15 protein-coding genes and 1 tRNA gene are annotated in these 14,768 nt (G+C 66.2%); 6 read left to right on the top strand and 10 right to left on the bottom strand.

Going from position 1 to position 14,768, the window contains the following annotated elements; translation table 11 throughout:
• The first annotated feature begins 12 nt into the window (after nt 1-12).
• Nucleotides 13-768 carry an alpha/beta fold hydrolase gene (locus tag AC0VYP_RS01030; protein WP_475472097.1) on the top strand — a complete coding sequence of 252 codons (756 nt, stop codon included), beginning with the start codon at nt 13-15 and terminating at the stop codon, nt 766-768.
• Here AC0VYP_RS01030 and AC0VYP_RS01025 read toward each other — a convergent pair.
• The 4 genes from AC0VYP_RS01025 to AC0VYP_RS01010 form a co-directional block, all read right to left on the bottom strand.
• Entirely contained in the window at nt 765-1,211 is a 447-nt protein-coding gene (locus tag AC0VYP_RS01025) for a hypothetical protein (RefSeq protein WP_475472096.1), read from the bottom strand. The genes AC0VYP_RS01030 and AC0VYP_RS01025 overlap by 4 nt on opposite strands.
• A gap of 82 nt (nt 1,212-1,293) precedes the next feature.
• Nucleotides 1,294-1,599, bottom strand: a complete 306-nt coding sequence (locus tag AC0VYP_RS01020) for a sigma-70 family RNA polymerase sigma factor (protein WP_475472095.1) — start codon at nt 1,597-1,599, stop codon at nt 1,294-1,296.
• 328 nt (nt 1,600-1,927) lie between these two features.
• Nucleotides 1,928-2,623 (bottom strand): carbonic anhydrase, encoded by a 696-nt coding sequence (locus tag AC0VYP_RS01015; RefSeq protein WP_475472094.1) that lies wholly within the window; start codon nt 2,621-2,623, stop codon nt 1,928-1,930.
• A gap of 791 nt (nt 2,624-3,414) precedes the next feature.
• Nucleotides 3,415-4,194 carry an NAD(P)H-dependent oxidoreductase gene (locus tag AC0VYP_RS01010; protein ID WP_432707521.1) on the bottom strand — a complete coding sequence of 260 codons (780 nt, stop codon included), beginning with the start codon at nt 4,192-4,194 and terminating at the stop codon, nt 3,415-3,417.
• Nucleotides 4,195-4,835: 641 nt separating this feature from the next.
• Between AC0VYP_RS01010 and AC0VYP_RS01005 the strand changes: the two genes are divergently transcribed.
• The 3 genes from AC0VYP_RS01005 (at nt 4,836) to AC0VYP_RS00995 (ending at nt 6,707) form a co-directional block, all read left to right on the top strand.
• Nucleotides 4,836-5,237, top strand: coding sequence for a hypothetical protein (locus AC0VYP_RS01005; RefSeq protein WP_285761651.1), 402 nt, complete (start codon nt 4,836-4,838; stop codon nt 5,235-5,237).
• A gap of 193 nt (nt 5,238-5,430) precedes the next feature.
• Nucleotides 5,431-5,760: a hypothetical protein gene (locus AC0VYP_RS01000; RefSeq protein WP_285761652.1), complete on the top strand. Its 330-nt coding sequence runs from the start codon at nt 5,431-5,433 to the stop codon at nt 5,758-5,760.
• Between the two features lie 467 nt (nt 5,761-6,227).
• Complete coding sequence (locus tag AC0VYP_RS00995; RefSeq protein ID WP_285761653.1) at nt 6,228-6,707, top strand: hypothetical protein; 480 nt, start codon at nt 6,228-6,230, stop codon at nt 6,705-6,707.
• 96 nt (nt 6,708-6,803) lie between these two features.
• On the opposite strand, the gene AC0VYP_RS00990 is transcribed toward AC0VYP_RS00995, so the two are convergent.
• The 3 genes from AC0VYP_RS00990 to AC0VYP_RS00980 form a co-directional block, all read right to left on the bottom strand.
• Nucleotides 6,804-7,745: a glycine betaine ABC transporter substrate-binding protein gene (locus AC0VYP_RS00990; protein ID WP_475472093.1), complete on the bottom strand. Its 942-nt coding sequence runs from the start codon at nt 7,743-7,745 to the stop codon at nt 6,804-6,806.
• Nucleotides 7,746-7,816: 71 nt separating this feature from the next.
• Complete coding sequence (locus tag AC0VYP_RS00985) at nt 7,817-9,076, bottom strand: ABC transporter permease (protein ID WP_285761655.1); 1,260 nt, start codon at nt 9,074-9,076, stop codon at nt 7,817-7,819.
• Complete coding sequence (locus tag AC0VYP_RS00980; protein WP_475474135.1) at nt 9,073-10,329, bottom strand: quaternary amine ABC transporter ATP-binding protein; 1,257 nt, start codon at nt 10,327-10,329, stop codon at nt 9,073-9,075. The genes AC0VYP_RS00985 and AC0VYP_RS00980 overlap by 4 nt, the downstream gene beginning before the upstream one ends.
• A gap of 538 nt (nt 10,330-10,867) precedes the next feature.
• Here AC0VYP_RS00980 and AC0VYP_RS00975 point away from each other — a divergent pair.
• The gene (locus AC0VYP_RS00975; protein WP_285761656.1) at nt 10,868-11,449 is read left to right on the top strand and encodes a rhomboid family intramembrane serine protease; all 582 of its coding nucleotides are present in this window, start codon (nt 10,868-10,870) and stop codon (nt 11,447-11,449) included.
• Nucleotides 11,450-11,471: 22 nt separating this feature from the next.
• Here AC0VYP_RS00975 and dcd read toward each other — a convergent pair whose 3' ends face one another.
• Nucleotides 11,472-12,062, bottom strand: coding sequence for a dCTP deaminase (dcd, locus tag AC0VYP_RS00970; RefSeq protein ID WP_285761657.1), 591 nt, complete (start codon nt 12,060-12,062; stop codon nt 11,472-11,474).
• Nucleotides 12,063-12,214: 152 nt separating this feature from the next.
• Between dcd and AC0VYP_RS00965 the strand changes: the two genes are divergently transcribed.
• Nucleotides 12,215-12,288: transfer RNA gene (locus AC0VYP_RS00965), tRNA-Gly, on the top strand.
• A gap of 227 nt (nt 12,289-12,515) precedes the next feature.
• Here AC0VYP_RS00965 and AC0VYP_RS00960 read toward each other — a convergent pair.
• Both AC0VYP_RS00960 and AC0VYP_RS00955 read right to left on the bottom strand, forming a co-directional pair.
• On the bottom strand, nt 12,516-13,646 hold the full coding sequence (locus AC0VYP_RS00960) for a PrsW family intramembrane metalloprotease (protein WP_475472092.1): 1,131 nt from the start codon (nt 13,644-13,646) through the stop codon (nt 12,516-12,518).
• Complete coding sequence (locus AC0VYP_RS00955) at nt 13,643-14,251, bottom strand: hypothetical protein (RefSeq protein ID WP_475472091.1); 609 nt, start codon at nt 14,249-14,251, stop codon at nt 13,643-13,645. Before AC0VYP_RS00955 ends, AC0VYP_RS00960 begins: the two co-directional genes overlap by 4 nt.
• Nucleotides 14,252-14,768 lie beyond the last annotated feature (517 nt).

The following is a 14,768-nucleotide window of genomic DNA, read 5'->3' as shown; positions in this document are numbered from 1 at the left end:
AGGACTCCCCCGTTGTATGTTGACGAGAGCGGCACCCCAGGCCGGCCGGGTCTGCTGTTCGTCCACGGTGGTGGTGTCGCCGGCTGGATGTGGGAACACCAGCGCGCGCATTTCTCCGCCGACCACCATGTGCTGGTCCCCGACCTCCCGGGACACGGCAGGAGCGCGGAACAGGCGTACACGTCCAACCGCGCCGCAGCCGAAGCCCTCGCAGAACTGATCGCGCAGCGCACCGACGGGGGGCGCGCCTCCGTCGTGGGCTTCTCGATCGGCGCCCAGGTCACGATCGAACTGGTGAGCCGGTTTCCCCACCTGGTGAACAGTGCCGTGATCGTGAGTGCGCTCGCCCGACCGGTGCGGGTCGGCCCTCTTCTGCCGGGGCTGATGGCGGTGACCGCGCCGTTGGCGCGCAATCGCCTTTTCGCGCGGGCCCAGGCCCGCGCCCTCCGGCTCCCCGACGAACGGTTCGAGGACTACTTCCGCGATTCACGGGCGATGAGCCGGCCGACACTGGCCGCGATCGGTCGGGAGAACTTCTCTTTCCGCATCCCCGAGGAGTGGGACGTCCAACACGTACCGTCGCTGATCATGGCCGGCGACCGCGAACCGAAGGCGCTGCTGGACTCCGTCCGCGAACTGCACCGGCGAGCGGCCGACAGCGAGCTCTACGTCGCGCCCGGTCTCGGGCACGGCATCCCGCTCCAGACCCCGGACGACTTCAACGCCCGTGTGCGGACCTGGCTCGACCGTGGTCGAAGAGCCGCCTAGGGGCGGTCTGTCCGGTCCTCGGGGCGGGGTACCGGATCAGCGCGTGGTAAGAAAGGGAACCCCTCGTCGCCGGGGGGACCACGCCTCTTCGGCGCCTGGTCGATCAACTTCTCGGCACGGACCCGGTCGATGAGGACCTGGAGGGGGTTGTCGCCGCGTTCCTCGTCCCACACCGCGATGAGACCGTCGACGACGGTGATGCGAACCGCTCGGCCGATGATCTTCCCGGCCCGCCGACCCACCCTGCGGATCCGTACCCGCTCGGCCTCTCCGCAGGCGATCACCGTGGCTCCGTGGGTCCGCAGCTCTTCGGCGACGGCTTGTGCGCGTTCCTCGAAACGATCGGCTTCTTCGCGCTGGCGATGCTCATGGCGTTTTCGCCGTTCCCTGACGGTGCGGGCCGACTCGATCGGGCGAACGTTGTCCGGAACGTCATCGATCATGTTCAAAAGCCTGCAATCAGGGGGCGTACCGCCCCCGTTGTTGACGAATGTCTCGGTGCGACCGGAAGTAAAGCCGTGTGGTTCAGGTCGTGACGACCAGTTCGGCATGAAGTCGGCCGAGCGTGTGCTCGATGATCTGGCGGACGTCCTCTTCGGGGACGCCGACTGCGGCCGAGATCTCGGCCTGGGTCTTCTGACCGAAGAAGCACAGCAGGAGAATGCGGCGCTCCTGGGCGCTGAACAGGGACAATGCGCTTTGGAGCGCTTCGCGGGTCATCGCCTGGGAAAACGGGTTCGGACCGGTTTCCCCGACACGCCGGTCCCCTGACTGTCGGGTTCCGGCGGTGTGTGCGGGCCGTGCGGTGATCCTCGTGCCCAAGGTTGTCATGTGGAGATGTCCTCTCTTCACTTGGCGGATCGGCTGTCAAGTGGAAAGAGACGGACTTCTTCACCGTTGCCGCGCCGTGTGCACCGACACCGCGGCTGGTCGCCGTGGGGTCTGCACTCCGGAGCCGGGTTTCCCATCGGGCAGCGCCTTGGTGCTGCTGACCGCCCTGCCCGGCACGGGGGCGGCCAAACACCCTGCTCCCGATGGCATCCGATCGGTTGCCGGTGAACACGGCGGGGTCGGTCACACCAGAGCGGACTCCCGAGCCGTGGGCGAGGCGCCCCGAACCGTTTCGGCGCTCCGGTTCGGGGCGCGCTGACGGACTTTCCTAGTCGAGGAAGCGGACCTCGGAACTGTCCAATTCGTAGCGGGCGGCGACGACGCGCAGCTCACCGCTATCGACGTGCCCGACGAGGTCGGGATCAAAACGCAGGGTCTCGGCGATGTGGAGGGCGTTGGCGGAGACACAGGCGTCAACGAAGTCTTCTCCGTCGTCGGGGGTGGCATCGACCACGGGCAGGATCTGCTCGACGAGGTAGCCGATGTGGCCCTCGGGCAGCTCGCCTCCGCGGTGGGTCTCGACCGCCGCGGTGACGGCACCGCAGCCGGCATGGCCCAGAACCACGATGAGGGGGATGTGCAGGTGCTCGACGCCGTAGCTGATGCTGCCGAGGACCGATTCGTCGAGGACCTGGCCGGCCGAGCGAATACTGAAGAGGTCGCCCAGACCGCGGTCGAATACGAGTTCGGCGGGTACGCGTGAGTCCGCGCAGCCGAGGACGAGGGCGAAAGGATTCTGGCCGGAGAGCACCTGGCCGCGGCGGCGCGCGCCTTCATTGGGGTGCTTCTGCTCGAAACGCCGCCACCGGCGATTGCCCTGCTTCAACAGTTTCAGGGCGGCGTCGGCGTCAGGGGCGTGCACGGGGGCGAGGGGAGCGGCGGCTGCGGTCGCCGCTCCGCCGAACAGAAGTCCGGTACCGCTGACGATGGAAGCACGTAAAGCGGTACGCCGTGAAATTGCCATGGAGGTTCCCAATCCAGCCACACAAATGGGGGCAGAAGACACAAAAACGAGGAAACCATAGACCTAAGCCTCTTGACTTTGCAATAAATTTCATGACTTGAGATTTTTTGTAACTGAATAGATGTCTTGGCACTAATGAAAACCGTTTGCGAGGTATTGCTTCCGCAGTGGCCAAAGGGGTGGGACACGACTCCTCGGCCAGGACTGTCACCGGGGACGGCAGAGCCGGTGCGGATCGGGTGTCTTGGACTCATGGGACTGAACCCGGCACTCGGTGGGCGTCTGCGCCGCATCCCCACCGTGCGCCAACTCGCCCGCCCCGTCAGACGGGACGGCCCGGAGTGCTTTGCCCTCTGTCGCGAGGTATAGCGGGACCTGCGATCAGACACCCCTGAGAAGATTCCCGCTGTGAAGGCCGAGGAGGGACGCCGAAGAAATTCCAGGTAGAGGACTTCGCCTGCTCCTTGAGTTAGCCGGCCCTCTTCTAGAACCTGAACCCACGGCTGGTGAACTGGCCATCGGAGGACGAGATAGTCACGGTGACGCTCTGCGCAGAGGTGACGAAGTCGTTGGCGATGATGTCACCGGAGGTGGCTGTGCGTTCCCAGTAGGCATTGCTGCGGGTGGTGTCGGAGGGGCAGTGGCGGTGCAGGTGAGTGGCTCATTGCGCATCGGCGGAAACAGAGAATCCCGTACGCCCACCGCTGTGTGCCCGGCTTCGGTCAGGACTCCGGCGCCGAGGCCGTCCGTACCATCGCAGCCGCGGTGCAGAACGGCCTCGGCACACTGCTTCACGTGCGGTGGGCGCCGAGGCCCGTCACCCCCGGCGCCAGGTGGGGGAGCAGCACGAGGTCGGCGTCGTAGTCTCCTCGGTTCTGATAGCGATAGGGGATCGGCTCTGCGGTCGAAAGCGTGCGGAGCCGGTCGCGCAGTTCAGCGGTGATGGCCTCGTAACCGGTGACGGAGAGGCGATCCGCGCCGTGGACGGCGAATGGCGGAAGCACCGACATCCCGCTGTACCAGAGCGTGCCGTGCTGCAACGGGAACAGCAGTTCTTCCAGTTCTCCGTTGACCCCGCGAGGGCCGACACTGCTCGCACGGGCGCCAAGGGTCACCAGGACCAACGCACGCTTACCGGCCAACGTGCCGTCTCCGTAGCGCAGGATCCGACCGTCGGGCCCCGGCTCGGTGACGCCGTAGGCGAAGCCCTTGACGAAGACACGGTCGAACCAGCCTTTGAGCATGGCGGGCATGCCGTACCACCACAGCGGGAACTGCACCACCAGGGTGTCGGCCCATTCGATCTTGGCCTGTTCGGCGCGGATGTCGGCGCTCAACCCGCCCGACGCGTGCGCGTTCTGGGACTCCGTCCCCACGACCAGCCGCTCGCGCGGGTCGTGTCCGAAGTCGCCGCTGTCGACGACCGGGTTCCACTTCATGGCGTAGAGGTCGGACAGGCATGTCTCGTGACCGTGTTCCCGCAGTGTCCGGAGGCCTTCGTCGCGCAGCGATCCACCCAACGAGCGTTGCTCCGGGTGGGCGAAAACCCATAGCACCTTCACGCCGTTCACCTCTTTGTCCTTGTTGTCGTCCGGCACCACTGACCCTGCGGGGAAGCGGCCGGCCCGTGAAAACGATCATGCTGGGCCGGGCACGTCCGAACCAGTGGCCGGGAAGCCAGCATGGAAAAGAATCGGGCCACCCGCGCGACTGGCAGGGGACACCGGGTGTGCCCCTGGACGGCTCGCACACGGCCGATGCCGGCACGGACACGCCCGTTTCGGGCGCGTGGCGAACCGCAGCGAGCATCCGCTGTTGCGCCGTCGCCGCTCGCCACCGCTATTACCCCCTGGGAGCTGCTCTTTCCCGCCGGCACCGGGCATGCTCCCGTGCGGCGACCCGCCGGGCACATCGGCTGCGCAATCGGGGAAGACTGGAAAGGGGTCCGGATGGGCAATGATGTCGGTGCGCCACCGAAACCGCGTGGACGTTTCTTCGGAGCACTGCCGCAACCGTGCCCGCCAACGCTAGGAGAGCCCCGGTGTATCCACCGCCTTCCGACCGACCCTCCGGCCCGCAGGGGCAACCGCAGTACCCTGGACCGCCGCCGGAATATGCGGGATACGGGCCCTACCAGGGATACCCGGGGTACGCGGGATCCGGGGCACGGCCGGGCTATCAGCCCGTACCGACGAGTATGCCGGGCGCGTCGGTGGCAGTACGCGTGCTCATGATCATCGCCGCTGTGATCGGTTTCCTGATCGCCGCGTTCTGCGTCTTCCTCATCAGCGTGCCCGAAGCGGTGGAAGGCATGAAGGCCTCCGCCCGGGGCCAGGGGTATGCCGTCAGCGAAGGAGCCATCACCGGGATCGTGGGGGCCGTGATCGGTGTCGTCGCCGGCTACTCGCTGATCTCGCTCGTCCTGGCGCTGCTTCTGGGCAGACGCTCCCTCGGCGTGTACTGGACCGTCATGGCCTTCCAGATCCTGATAGCGCTGTTCGGGCTGCTTCTCGTCGTGGGAGGCGGGTACGGCAGCATCGTCTTCGTCCTCTTCGCCGCGCTACTGATCGGGTTGCTCAGCCCACGAAGCGTCCGGGACTACTACCGCGGCTGAGCGAACACCGCCCCAAAACACCGAAAGCCCTCCATTTCACAGGAACCGCACGCCCGCAACACCGTCATGACGGTGCTTGGGCCGCTCAACCTCCGAAGCACCCGGGGAAGGCGGGCAAACGTCCCCGGTCGATATCGACCGGGACCGGCCGACCCACTTGTCGGCTTTCGATCCCGCACTCACCGTGGGAGCCATGGGAGCACACCGTGTCGAAGAGGCATCCGAAGACGCGGCCAGGCCGTTGTGGGTCCGCCTGTGCCGAGTCCTGAACAGGGAACGGGTCTGCGCGGTAGCCGACTGCATCGCACTCACCGACCCCGGCATCGGGCACTGCCCGACCCATCTGCGGGACCTTCGTGCAGATCTGGGCCCCTACCGCTGCGCCGAACCGACGTGCGTGCAGTCGCGGGTCACGGGAGACGAGCTGTGCGCGGCGCACGGGGAAGCCGCGTTCATCGACTCCTGTTCGCTGCCCGTCCAAGGAACCCGATGGAACAGTCGCCCCGGGCCGTTGCAGCGGTGACTCCCCGGTAGGGATCCGGGTCCCCATCGCCCGGGCACCAGGCGTCGGGGCCGGCAGCGGACCCCCGGTTCCCACAGCTTTCCCCTCCCCGGTTCCCGCGCTGCGAAAGCTGTGGGAACCGATAGGCTGCGAGCGGCGATCGCCACCTATTTCCCGTTACCCCCGCACCAACCGGGCGTCTGGACGATTGTCGTGTGTCCCGGGTGCCACCGCGGGGACTCCCGGTCTGCGACGGCCTGGCCGGTTCCCCCGAACACCCGTCCACCCGACAGCGCCCGCAACGGGTGCGACCACGCCATTCGTCCTCGCGCCCCGGACCTCAAGGCCCGATCGGCAACGCCCCCCGCGCGCGAGGCACAATCGACAGGGGCCACGCACAACCCGCGCGTCGGAGAGCGGAGCAGGGCCGTACGAGGCTCCTCGTCATCCGCTGTCCGCCCGGGAAGAACACGAAAGAGGCATGTCCCGTGACCGAAACGGTTCGCCTGGTCTGCCCACTGGGCCGCAAGCACGTGGAACTGTGGGGCGGAGCCCTGTTGGCCGTCCTGGGCATCGTGGTGATCGTGGCCGGACTCACCAACTGGGCGGCGGTGGTGCTGGGCTCCCTGGCCGTCGTCGGCGGAGCAGTACTGGTGTGGCACGGCTCCCGTTTCAAAGCACCGGTTCTCCAGGCGGACGCCACGGAGTTCCGCTACACGTGGGGACGCTACGTCGTGCGCATCCCCTTCAACGACATCGGTTCCTACTACGTATTGCCCGGTCGTAGCCGATCGCTGGGCCTGTGCGACTCCACAGGGCGGCCGTGGACCTTCCCCTCGGTGGAGGGCCGCCGCGCGGGACGCCCCTACCTACCGTTGAGCAGCCTCACCTCCCCGGCGAAGGTGGACGCGTTCATGAGCAGTGCGGGCATCCCTCCGCGCGACCGTTCGATCTCGTCGGGCGGCTGAACCACGACACGTCAACCGACTTCGGATACGCAAGCGGGGCCGCCTCCTGGAAAGGAGACGGCCCCGCTTCGGCTATCCGGGATGCGTATGCCCGTATCAGTAGTCGAGCTCGGCACCGGCGTCACCGAGCGTGCGCTCGATGAACTCGGGGTTGGCGGCCAGCCACTCGCGGGCGCCGGCCTCCGGGTCGCTCTCGTGGTTGACCAGGACGGCCTGCTCGAGGTCGCCCAGCTCGTCGTCGTTGAGCTGGAAGTCCGACAGCCAGCCGGCCAGCTCCGGGTAGTCGGCGCCGAAGCCGTCACGGCCCACCATGTGGATCTTCTCGGCCTCGCCCATCGCGCCCTCGGGGTCTTCGAGGTCCTTGAGGTCGTACTGGGCGTAGGCGATGTGCGGACGCCACAGGGTGACGACGATGGGCTTCTCGTCGGCGATCGCGGAGTCGAGCTCGGCGAGCATCGCCGCGGTCGAGGACTCCAGAAGGTCGTAGTCCTCGAGGCCGTAGGTGGGGATGGCCTCTTCCCGCACCGTGCGCATGAGACCGGACCCCGCTTCGATGCCCACGATCCGGCTGTCGAAGAGGTCGGCGTCGTCGGCGAGGTCCGCGATCGAGTTCACGTCCTCCACGTAGGAGGGCACGGTGACGGTGAGCGTGGCGTTGTCGTACCAGTAGCCGAGGTCTTCGAGCTGGTCGCCGTACTCGTCCCAGTAGTCGGAGTGCGTCTGGGGCAGCCAGGTGTCCAGGAAGAGGTCGATGTCGCCGTTGGCGACGCCCTGGTACATGGGGGCGACGTTGACGTCGGTGATGGTGACGTCGTAGCCCAGGTCCTCCAGGACGACCTTCCACATGTTGGTGGAGGCGATGGCCTCTTCCCAGGGGATGAGCGCGATGTTGATGGACTTGTTGTCCGCGTCGGAGCCGCCCTCGTCGCCGCCGCCGGCCAGGTCGCTGCCGCCACCGCAGGCCGTCGCCAAGAGGGTCAGCGAGGCAAGCCCTGCTGCGATGGAGGTTGCCCGTCCGGTACGCCTGAAGAATGTCACGGTTGTTCTTCCCTTTCTCTGCCGGTTTCCCGTTCCCGTGCGGCAAGGAACGGATCGTTCGTATATCGAGGTCAGGAAGCGGCGGACCGCTCCGCTCGTGCCTGCGGGGAGTTGCTGGTGATGGCCGCGGTAAGGCGGTCGAGGAAGACTGCGAGGATCACCACGGCGATACCGCCCTCGAAACCGAGCGCGCCGTCGTTGCGGGAGATTCCCTGGTAGACCTGGCTGCCGAGGCCTCCCGCACCGACCATTCCGGCGATGACCACCATGGACAGGCCGAGCATGATCACCTGGTTGACGCCGGCCATGATCGTGGACAGTGCCAGCGGGAGCTGGATACCGGTGAGGATCTTTCCGGTGGGGGCCCCGAACGCTTCGCCCGCCTCGACGAGTTCCTTGTCGATCTGGCGGATTCCCAACTCGGTGAGGCGCACGCCCGGGGGCATCGCGAAGATGACCGTCGCCACGACACCGGGGACCGCGCCCAGCGAGAAGAAGAAGATCGCCGGGATGAGGTAGACGAACGCGGGCATCGTCTGCATGAGGTCGAGGACCGGCTTGACGATCCGGCTGACCACTGCGTTGTAGGCGGCCAGGATGCCGATGGGAATGGCGATGACGACCGCGATGAGGCTGGCCACGAGGACCAGCGACAGCGTGGACATCGCGTTCTCCCATTGACCGATACCCACGATCACGGTGAGCGCGATGACGGAGAACAGGCTCAGCTTCCATCCCGCCACCACAAGCGCCAGAGCGCTCAGGAGCAGCACCATCAGCATGGCCGTGGAGTCGGCGATGAGGTCCGGCACCGCGGGGAAGGCGAGCCAGCCCAGCAGGATGACGGCGAGCCAGCCACCGCCGACGACGGCCGCACGGCGCAGTGCTGTCTGCTTGACCGCGGCGATCACGACCAGGGCGATGAGGAAGCCCAGGGCGATCACGAGGTTGGCGTCAACGTAGTCCTGACCGAAGAGGCCCATGGCCCACAGGAACAACGGGGCCGGGAGCTGGTTGACGATCAGGTTGCCCAGCCCGAAGAGCCACTGACCGATGTAGAGGGCCAGGACCACGCCCGTGGTGATGAGCGTCGGCAGCCGGTGCGGCCGGACCAGCGCCGCCGCGATGATTCCCGCTGCGATGAAGGTGAGCTGAGCTGCCTGGGGCTCGGTCAAGAACGAGCTGAGGAGATTGACCAACCAGGAGATGGTGTCGCCGATGACGTCGAAGACGGGGGCGAAGTTCGACTTGAGCCAGCGGTTGAACGCCTCGAAGGCGTCACCGATGGGCAGGCGCGGCGGGAAGGGCGTGAGCCAGGTGTAGGCGTTCAACGCGTCTCCTCCTCGTTCTGCTCGTCGGTCCGGGGCTCGTCAGCGGGTGGCGGCTCCTCTGACGGTGGGTCGGCTTCCTGCTCGCCCTGCGCGGCCTCGCCCTCCCCGTTCTCGGGCGGAGCGAGCGCGGCCAGAAGGGTGATCCGGGGGATCACTCCGACCAGACGCCCCTCGTCGTCCACGACGGCCAGCGGATAGGGGCTGGTAGCGGCCTGCTGGAAGAGTTCGGCGATCGGGGTGTCGGGGTGAACCCGCTCGATAGTGGTCTCGACCGTGCCGTTGAGGTCTGCTGCGCCGGTGCGAACCGCCTCACCGATCGCGTTCTCACTGACCAGACCGACGAGACGACGGTCGCGCTGCACCACGAAGGCGACGGTGGTCTGGTTCTCGCGGATGGTGCGCAGGGCGGCGCGCGGCCCGTGCCCGGGATTGATCACCGGGATGGGCGGTTCCATGACCGAGGAGGCGGTGAGGACCCGGGTGCGGTCCACGTCCTCCACGAATTGGGCCACGTAGTCGTTGGCCGGGTCGTTGAGGATCTCTTCCGCGGTACCGATCTGGGCGACACGGCCGTCGCGCAGCACACAGATGCGATCTCCCAGGCGCATGGCCTCGTTGAGGTCGTGCGTGATGAACACGATCGTCTTGCCGAGGGTCGCCTGGAGCTCGAGCAACTGGGCCTGCATGTCGCGGCGGATCAGCGGGTCGAGGGCGCTGAACGCCTCGTCCATCAGGATGATGTCGGTGTCGGCGGTGAGCGCGCGGGCCAGGCCGACGCGCTGCTGCATACCGCCTGACAGTTGCTGGGGAACGTGGTTCTCCCAGCCGCCCAGTCCGACGAGGCTGAGCGCGTGCATGGCCTTCTGGTGGCGCTCCTCGCGGGCGATGCCCCGGACGTCGAGGCCGTAGGCGGCGTTCTCCAGAACGGTGCGGTGCGGGAAGAGCGCGAAGTGCTGGAAGACCATGCTGATCTTCTCGCTGCGCACGGCGCGCAGGTTCCGGGAGGACAGCTTGGTGATGTCGCTGCCGTCGATCTCCACCGACCCCGAGGTGGGGGGAAGGAGTCCGTTGAGCATGCGGATCAGCGTCAACTTGCCGGAGCCGGAGAGCCCCATGACGACGAAGATCTCCCCCGGCTCGACCTCGAAGGACACGTCGATTACCGCGGCGGTGACGTCGAGTTCCTTGATCTGGTCGCGATGGCGTCCGTCGGACAGCAACTCGACGGCTTTCGGTGCCCTTCTTCCGAACACCTTGTACAGGTTGGTCGCACGTACAGCTGGCACGGTCTCCTCTTCGGGTCTGCCCTGCCGCGAGAAACGTGAGACCTGACGGATGCCTCGCCCCCCGCTTGTTCGCACGGCGCAAATTCCTTGTGACGCGAGCGCGCTCGTGGCGGCCACCGCGACCTCGACAGAGGAACTGCTTTCGAAACTTCCCGGCGAACCTGAACCAGCGCGCTGCTTACGCCCGTTTTAGGTAGATAGATCACCATACAGACGCCGACCTGGGGTTTCCCTTGGAGAGATCACAGGGAAATAACGCGTTTAACAGCGAAAAAACACAAACACCGACTTGCGGCAAGCAAACCCGGAGCCCAAACATAAGAAGATGTGATTTGAGTCACCTATCAAAAACAAGTGACGTAGGTCACTTATTTTCAGGATTTTTTCCCTGTAGTGCGACCTACGCCACTCGGACGAACACCCTCGCACGACCAGACGCCACCCCGATCGGCCACCACTCTCCGTCACCGAGCCGACACGCCAGTCGTCGCATAAGCTTGACGGCGTGACGCAGTCCCGAATTAGCGCCGTTCTGACCGTCGTCGTACTAACCGCAGCAATGTGGGTATTCGAGATCATCGACTACTTCGCGGGTGGATCGCTGGACTACAGCTTCGGCATCCGCGCGTGGGATTTCGACGCACCGTGGACGGTGCTCACCGCGCCCCTCATGCACGCCAACTTCGCGCACCTGATCGCCAACTCCGTACCGATGCTGGTCCTGGGCTCGCTCGTGGCCCTCAGCGGACTGAGCAGGTTCATCTGGGCGTCGCTCATCATCGCCGTGGTCAGCGGGGTGGGCGTATGGCTGCTCGCCGCACCCAATTCCCTCACCGTGGGCGCCAGCGGACTGATCTTCGGCTACTTCGGCTTCCTGGTGCTGCGCGGGATCATCGAGCGCAAGACGATCGACATCGTGGTGATGATCTGCGTCGTGATCTTCTACGGCACGATGATCTTCGGCGTACTTCCCCAGGGACAGAGCATTTCCTGGCAGGCACACCTGTTCGGTTTCATCGGTGGCCTGCTCGCCGCCTACATGCTGCCGCGACGCAATGCCGCCCAGCCCACCCTCGACTACCGCTGACGCCCCGGGGACGGGGAACGCGCTAGTCGTCGCCGGGGACGATCTCCTTGCGGTCGAAGTTCTGGTAGGACCTCGACGGGGTCGGACCGCGCTGGCCCTGGTAACGGGATCCGTACGCCGAGGAACCGTAGGGGAGCTCGGCCGGCGAGGTCAGCCGGAACATGCACAGCTGGCCGATCTTCATTCCCGGGTAGAGCTTGATCGGCAGCGTCGCGACGTTGGACAGCTCCAACGTGACGTGGCCGGAGAACCCGGGGTCGATGAACCCCGCCGTGGAGTGGGTGAGCAGCCCGAGCCGGCCCAGGGAGCTCTTGCCCTCCAACCGGCTGGCGATGTCGTTGGGAAGCGTGACGGTCTCGTACGTCGAGGCGAGCACGAACTCGCCGGGATGCAGGATGAACGCCTCGTCACCGTCGGGCTCGACCAGCCGGGTCAGTCCCGGCTGCTCGACGGCGGGGTCGATGTGGGGGTATTTGTGATTCTCGAACACCCGGAAATAACGGTCCAGACGCACGTCGATACTCGACGGCTGGACGAGTCCGGCGTCATAGGGATCTAGTTTGACCTGGCCGGATTCGATGGCGGCCCTGATGTCACGATCGGAGAGAAGCACGGGGACGAATCTACCGGCTCGTCAACCCGCCCCGGCCTGGCCACCCCTGCGACCTCGGCCACCGGCGCAGTGAGGGCGCACGCGAAGGATCTCTTCGCATGAGTGCGCCGAGTAAGGTAATCTTCGTTCCGAGCGGTCAGCCGCTTGATGATGCGGATGTAGTTCAATGGCAGAACTTCAGCTTCCCAAGCTGATAGCGCGGGTTCGATTCCCGTCATCCGCTCCACAGTACGAAGGCCCAGGTCAGGGATGGTTTCCCGGATCTGGGCCTTCGTCGTTCCAGGGGCGTTTCAGCGCTTCCGTGCCACATACGTGCCACACACCGGACGCGAGGGATCAGCGGCGAGCCCTGACAGGTCCGAACCCTTCAGCCGATCTGGCGGTCCACCAGGTCGGCTGAAACCAGATCCGGACGTGTGCACCGGCTCTCCGTGAAAGATCGCGTTGCGCCGGTCAGCCGCTCCGCATGACGGCGCGAGCCTCGACCGCGTCGATCAACTGTTCCTGACGCCTCGCAGCCTCGGCACGCCCGCTTTCGGGCACGGTGCGCAGTGCCTTGCGTCGGCTGCCCCTTCGCGCCAAAGCCAGGGCGTGCGAACGTTCCATGCCGACCTTCTCGCCTTCCTCGGCCAAGGCCGCGAGAACACGACGACGATAGGAGCGACGGATAACGAAATACAGGACCATCACGACCGTGAAGTTGAGCAGCACCTTGAGCAGGATGCCTGCCCCATCCGGCAACAGGGGCGAGTTGAAGAACAAATGCAGGCCGATCGCCGTCACCACCAACAGGGCCGCAGTCACCGCGCGGCGGGGATCGGGCCGCCAACCGCTCGCGGCCAGCAGTCCGACGGCCGTACCGGTAAGAGCCGACAGCGCCCAATGGGTACCCAGCCCGGTGACCAGCACCCGCACGACCGACGACAGCGTCGCCGCGAGAAGACCGTTCACCGCTCCGGTCTGGATAACCGAGATGAGCGCATAGAGGAAGTTCTCGACGCCTTGGAAACCCAAACCGGCCAGGGCTCCGATCACAAACCCGTCCACCGGCCCGCGCACCACGCGCGGGAAGGCGAGAGCGATCAGGACGATCCCCACAAGCTTGAGCAGTTCCTCGTTGAAAGGACCGGTCAGCGCCGCCTCCCACGCGGTTGCACCGTCGAGTTTGGCCAAAATCCCGGACAGCTCGTTGTTGGCCATTAGGGCCAGACCGGCGGCACCCGTGAAACCCCAGGCCACCGCTATCAGTGAGACGCTCGCGGCGGGAGGGCGGACCGGTCGGATCCGCCGTAGTACCCAGTAACCGAAGAGCAGGGTCAAGGCGCAGACCACGAAGGCCAAGGCGGCAACGCCGGGGAAGACGCGGATCTGTCCCCAGAACTGGAAAGCCAGTGTTCCCGCGCTGAACAGACACAGGAATGCCAGCGCGAGTTTCGCGGCCGGAGCCACCGACGTCCGGCCCTCAACGTCGCTTTTTTCGGTGCCTGCCGGTTCCGTGGTGGAGACGGGGAAGTCGCCTCGCGGGCCGGGAACCGCATCGACGGTGTCCCTGGGGAGAAAGGGGTTCTCCTGCGCTTGGCTCATGCATCCTCCTTTTTGTCGGCGAAGACCACGGACCTGGAGGCGGCGCCCAGGACCTCTTCCACGTCCGTCGAGTGCTCTTGCGCGCTGAGAAGCATCTGCACGGCCGCTTCACCGTCAGGGGCCGGATACAGCACCGCTACCGCCTCGTGCCCGCCTCCCCGGACCGCGCCCGTGAGCCCTTCCACCCCCTGGTCGGAGGTGATCGGTGAAGGCGTTGCCAATCGGGTTCCGGGAGCCTTTGTCCGAAGGATGTCTCCCATGCCCTTCCACAACCGGGCGGCGTCGGCTGTGGTCCCCCCGGCCAGAGTCACGGGAACGACCTGAAGTCGGAGCGGCCCCCGTACGAACAGTTGGGCTTCGTTCGTAAACCTCTCGGCGTCGAAATCGCGCACCCAACCGCCCTCGGCCAGGGTCAGGGAGATCCGGCGTTGCGCGTCCTCTTCGAGGACGACCTCCGCCCCGACGGGCACGGGCTTGGTCCCCGGCAAAATCGTGTTGACCGCGAGGGCGCCCCCGACCAGAAGGACCACCACCGCCAGGGCCACACCCATCACAGCCCACTGCCTTCCCGTCAACCGCGTGCCCGACTCTGTCGGTTGCGCCATGCTGTGCTCCTCCATCCACACGGTTACCGACTTCCGTTTTTTGAGGAGACAACCGTGGAGCGATCAGCCCAAAAGGACACGGCGCCTTTTGCGCATATTTCACTTCTTCATGGCGAATCGATCGATGATCGGGAGACTCGATCGCATGGGAACAAAAGTTCAGAGGTCCGGGCCGGAGCCCAACGGACTCCGTACCCCAGTCGGCGCACAGGACCGACGCGACGTCGGCGGCTGACCGGGAAACGTGACGGCGGGCAGCGGCGTGCACCGTGAAGCCCCAGGCGCACACAGCGGTGGCCTGGCCATGGACAGTCGCTGTCGTTCTCGTCCGGAAGGCCGAGTCAACTCTTCCCCACCACCCGGTTCGGGTTCTTCTCGGCCCGCTCCCCCGATGCGCGACCACCCCGACCACCTGGTCGGGATGGCACGGCGACACTCGCCAAGTGCACCTTTTGCCGGAAACGATCGGTTTGATGGCTTCCCGTGCGAGGGGTTGGGCTCTACGCTCGGCGCGAGT

The organism is Nocardiopsis sp. iso_186 (genome assembly GCF_056173365.1).
Note: the sequence above shows the minus strand (reverse complement) of the source record. Positions and strands in the feature narration are given on the sequence as shown.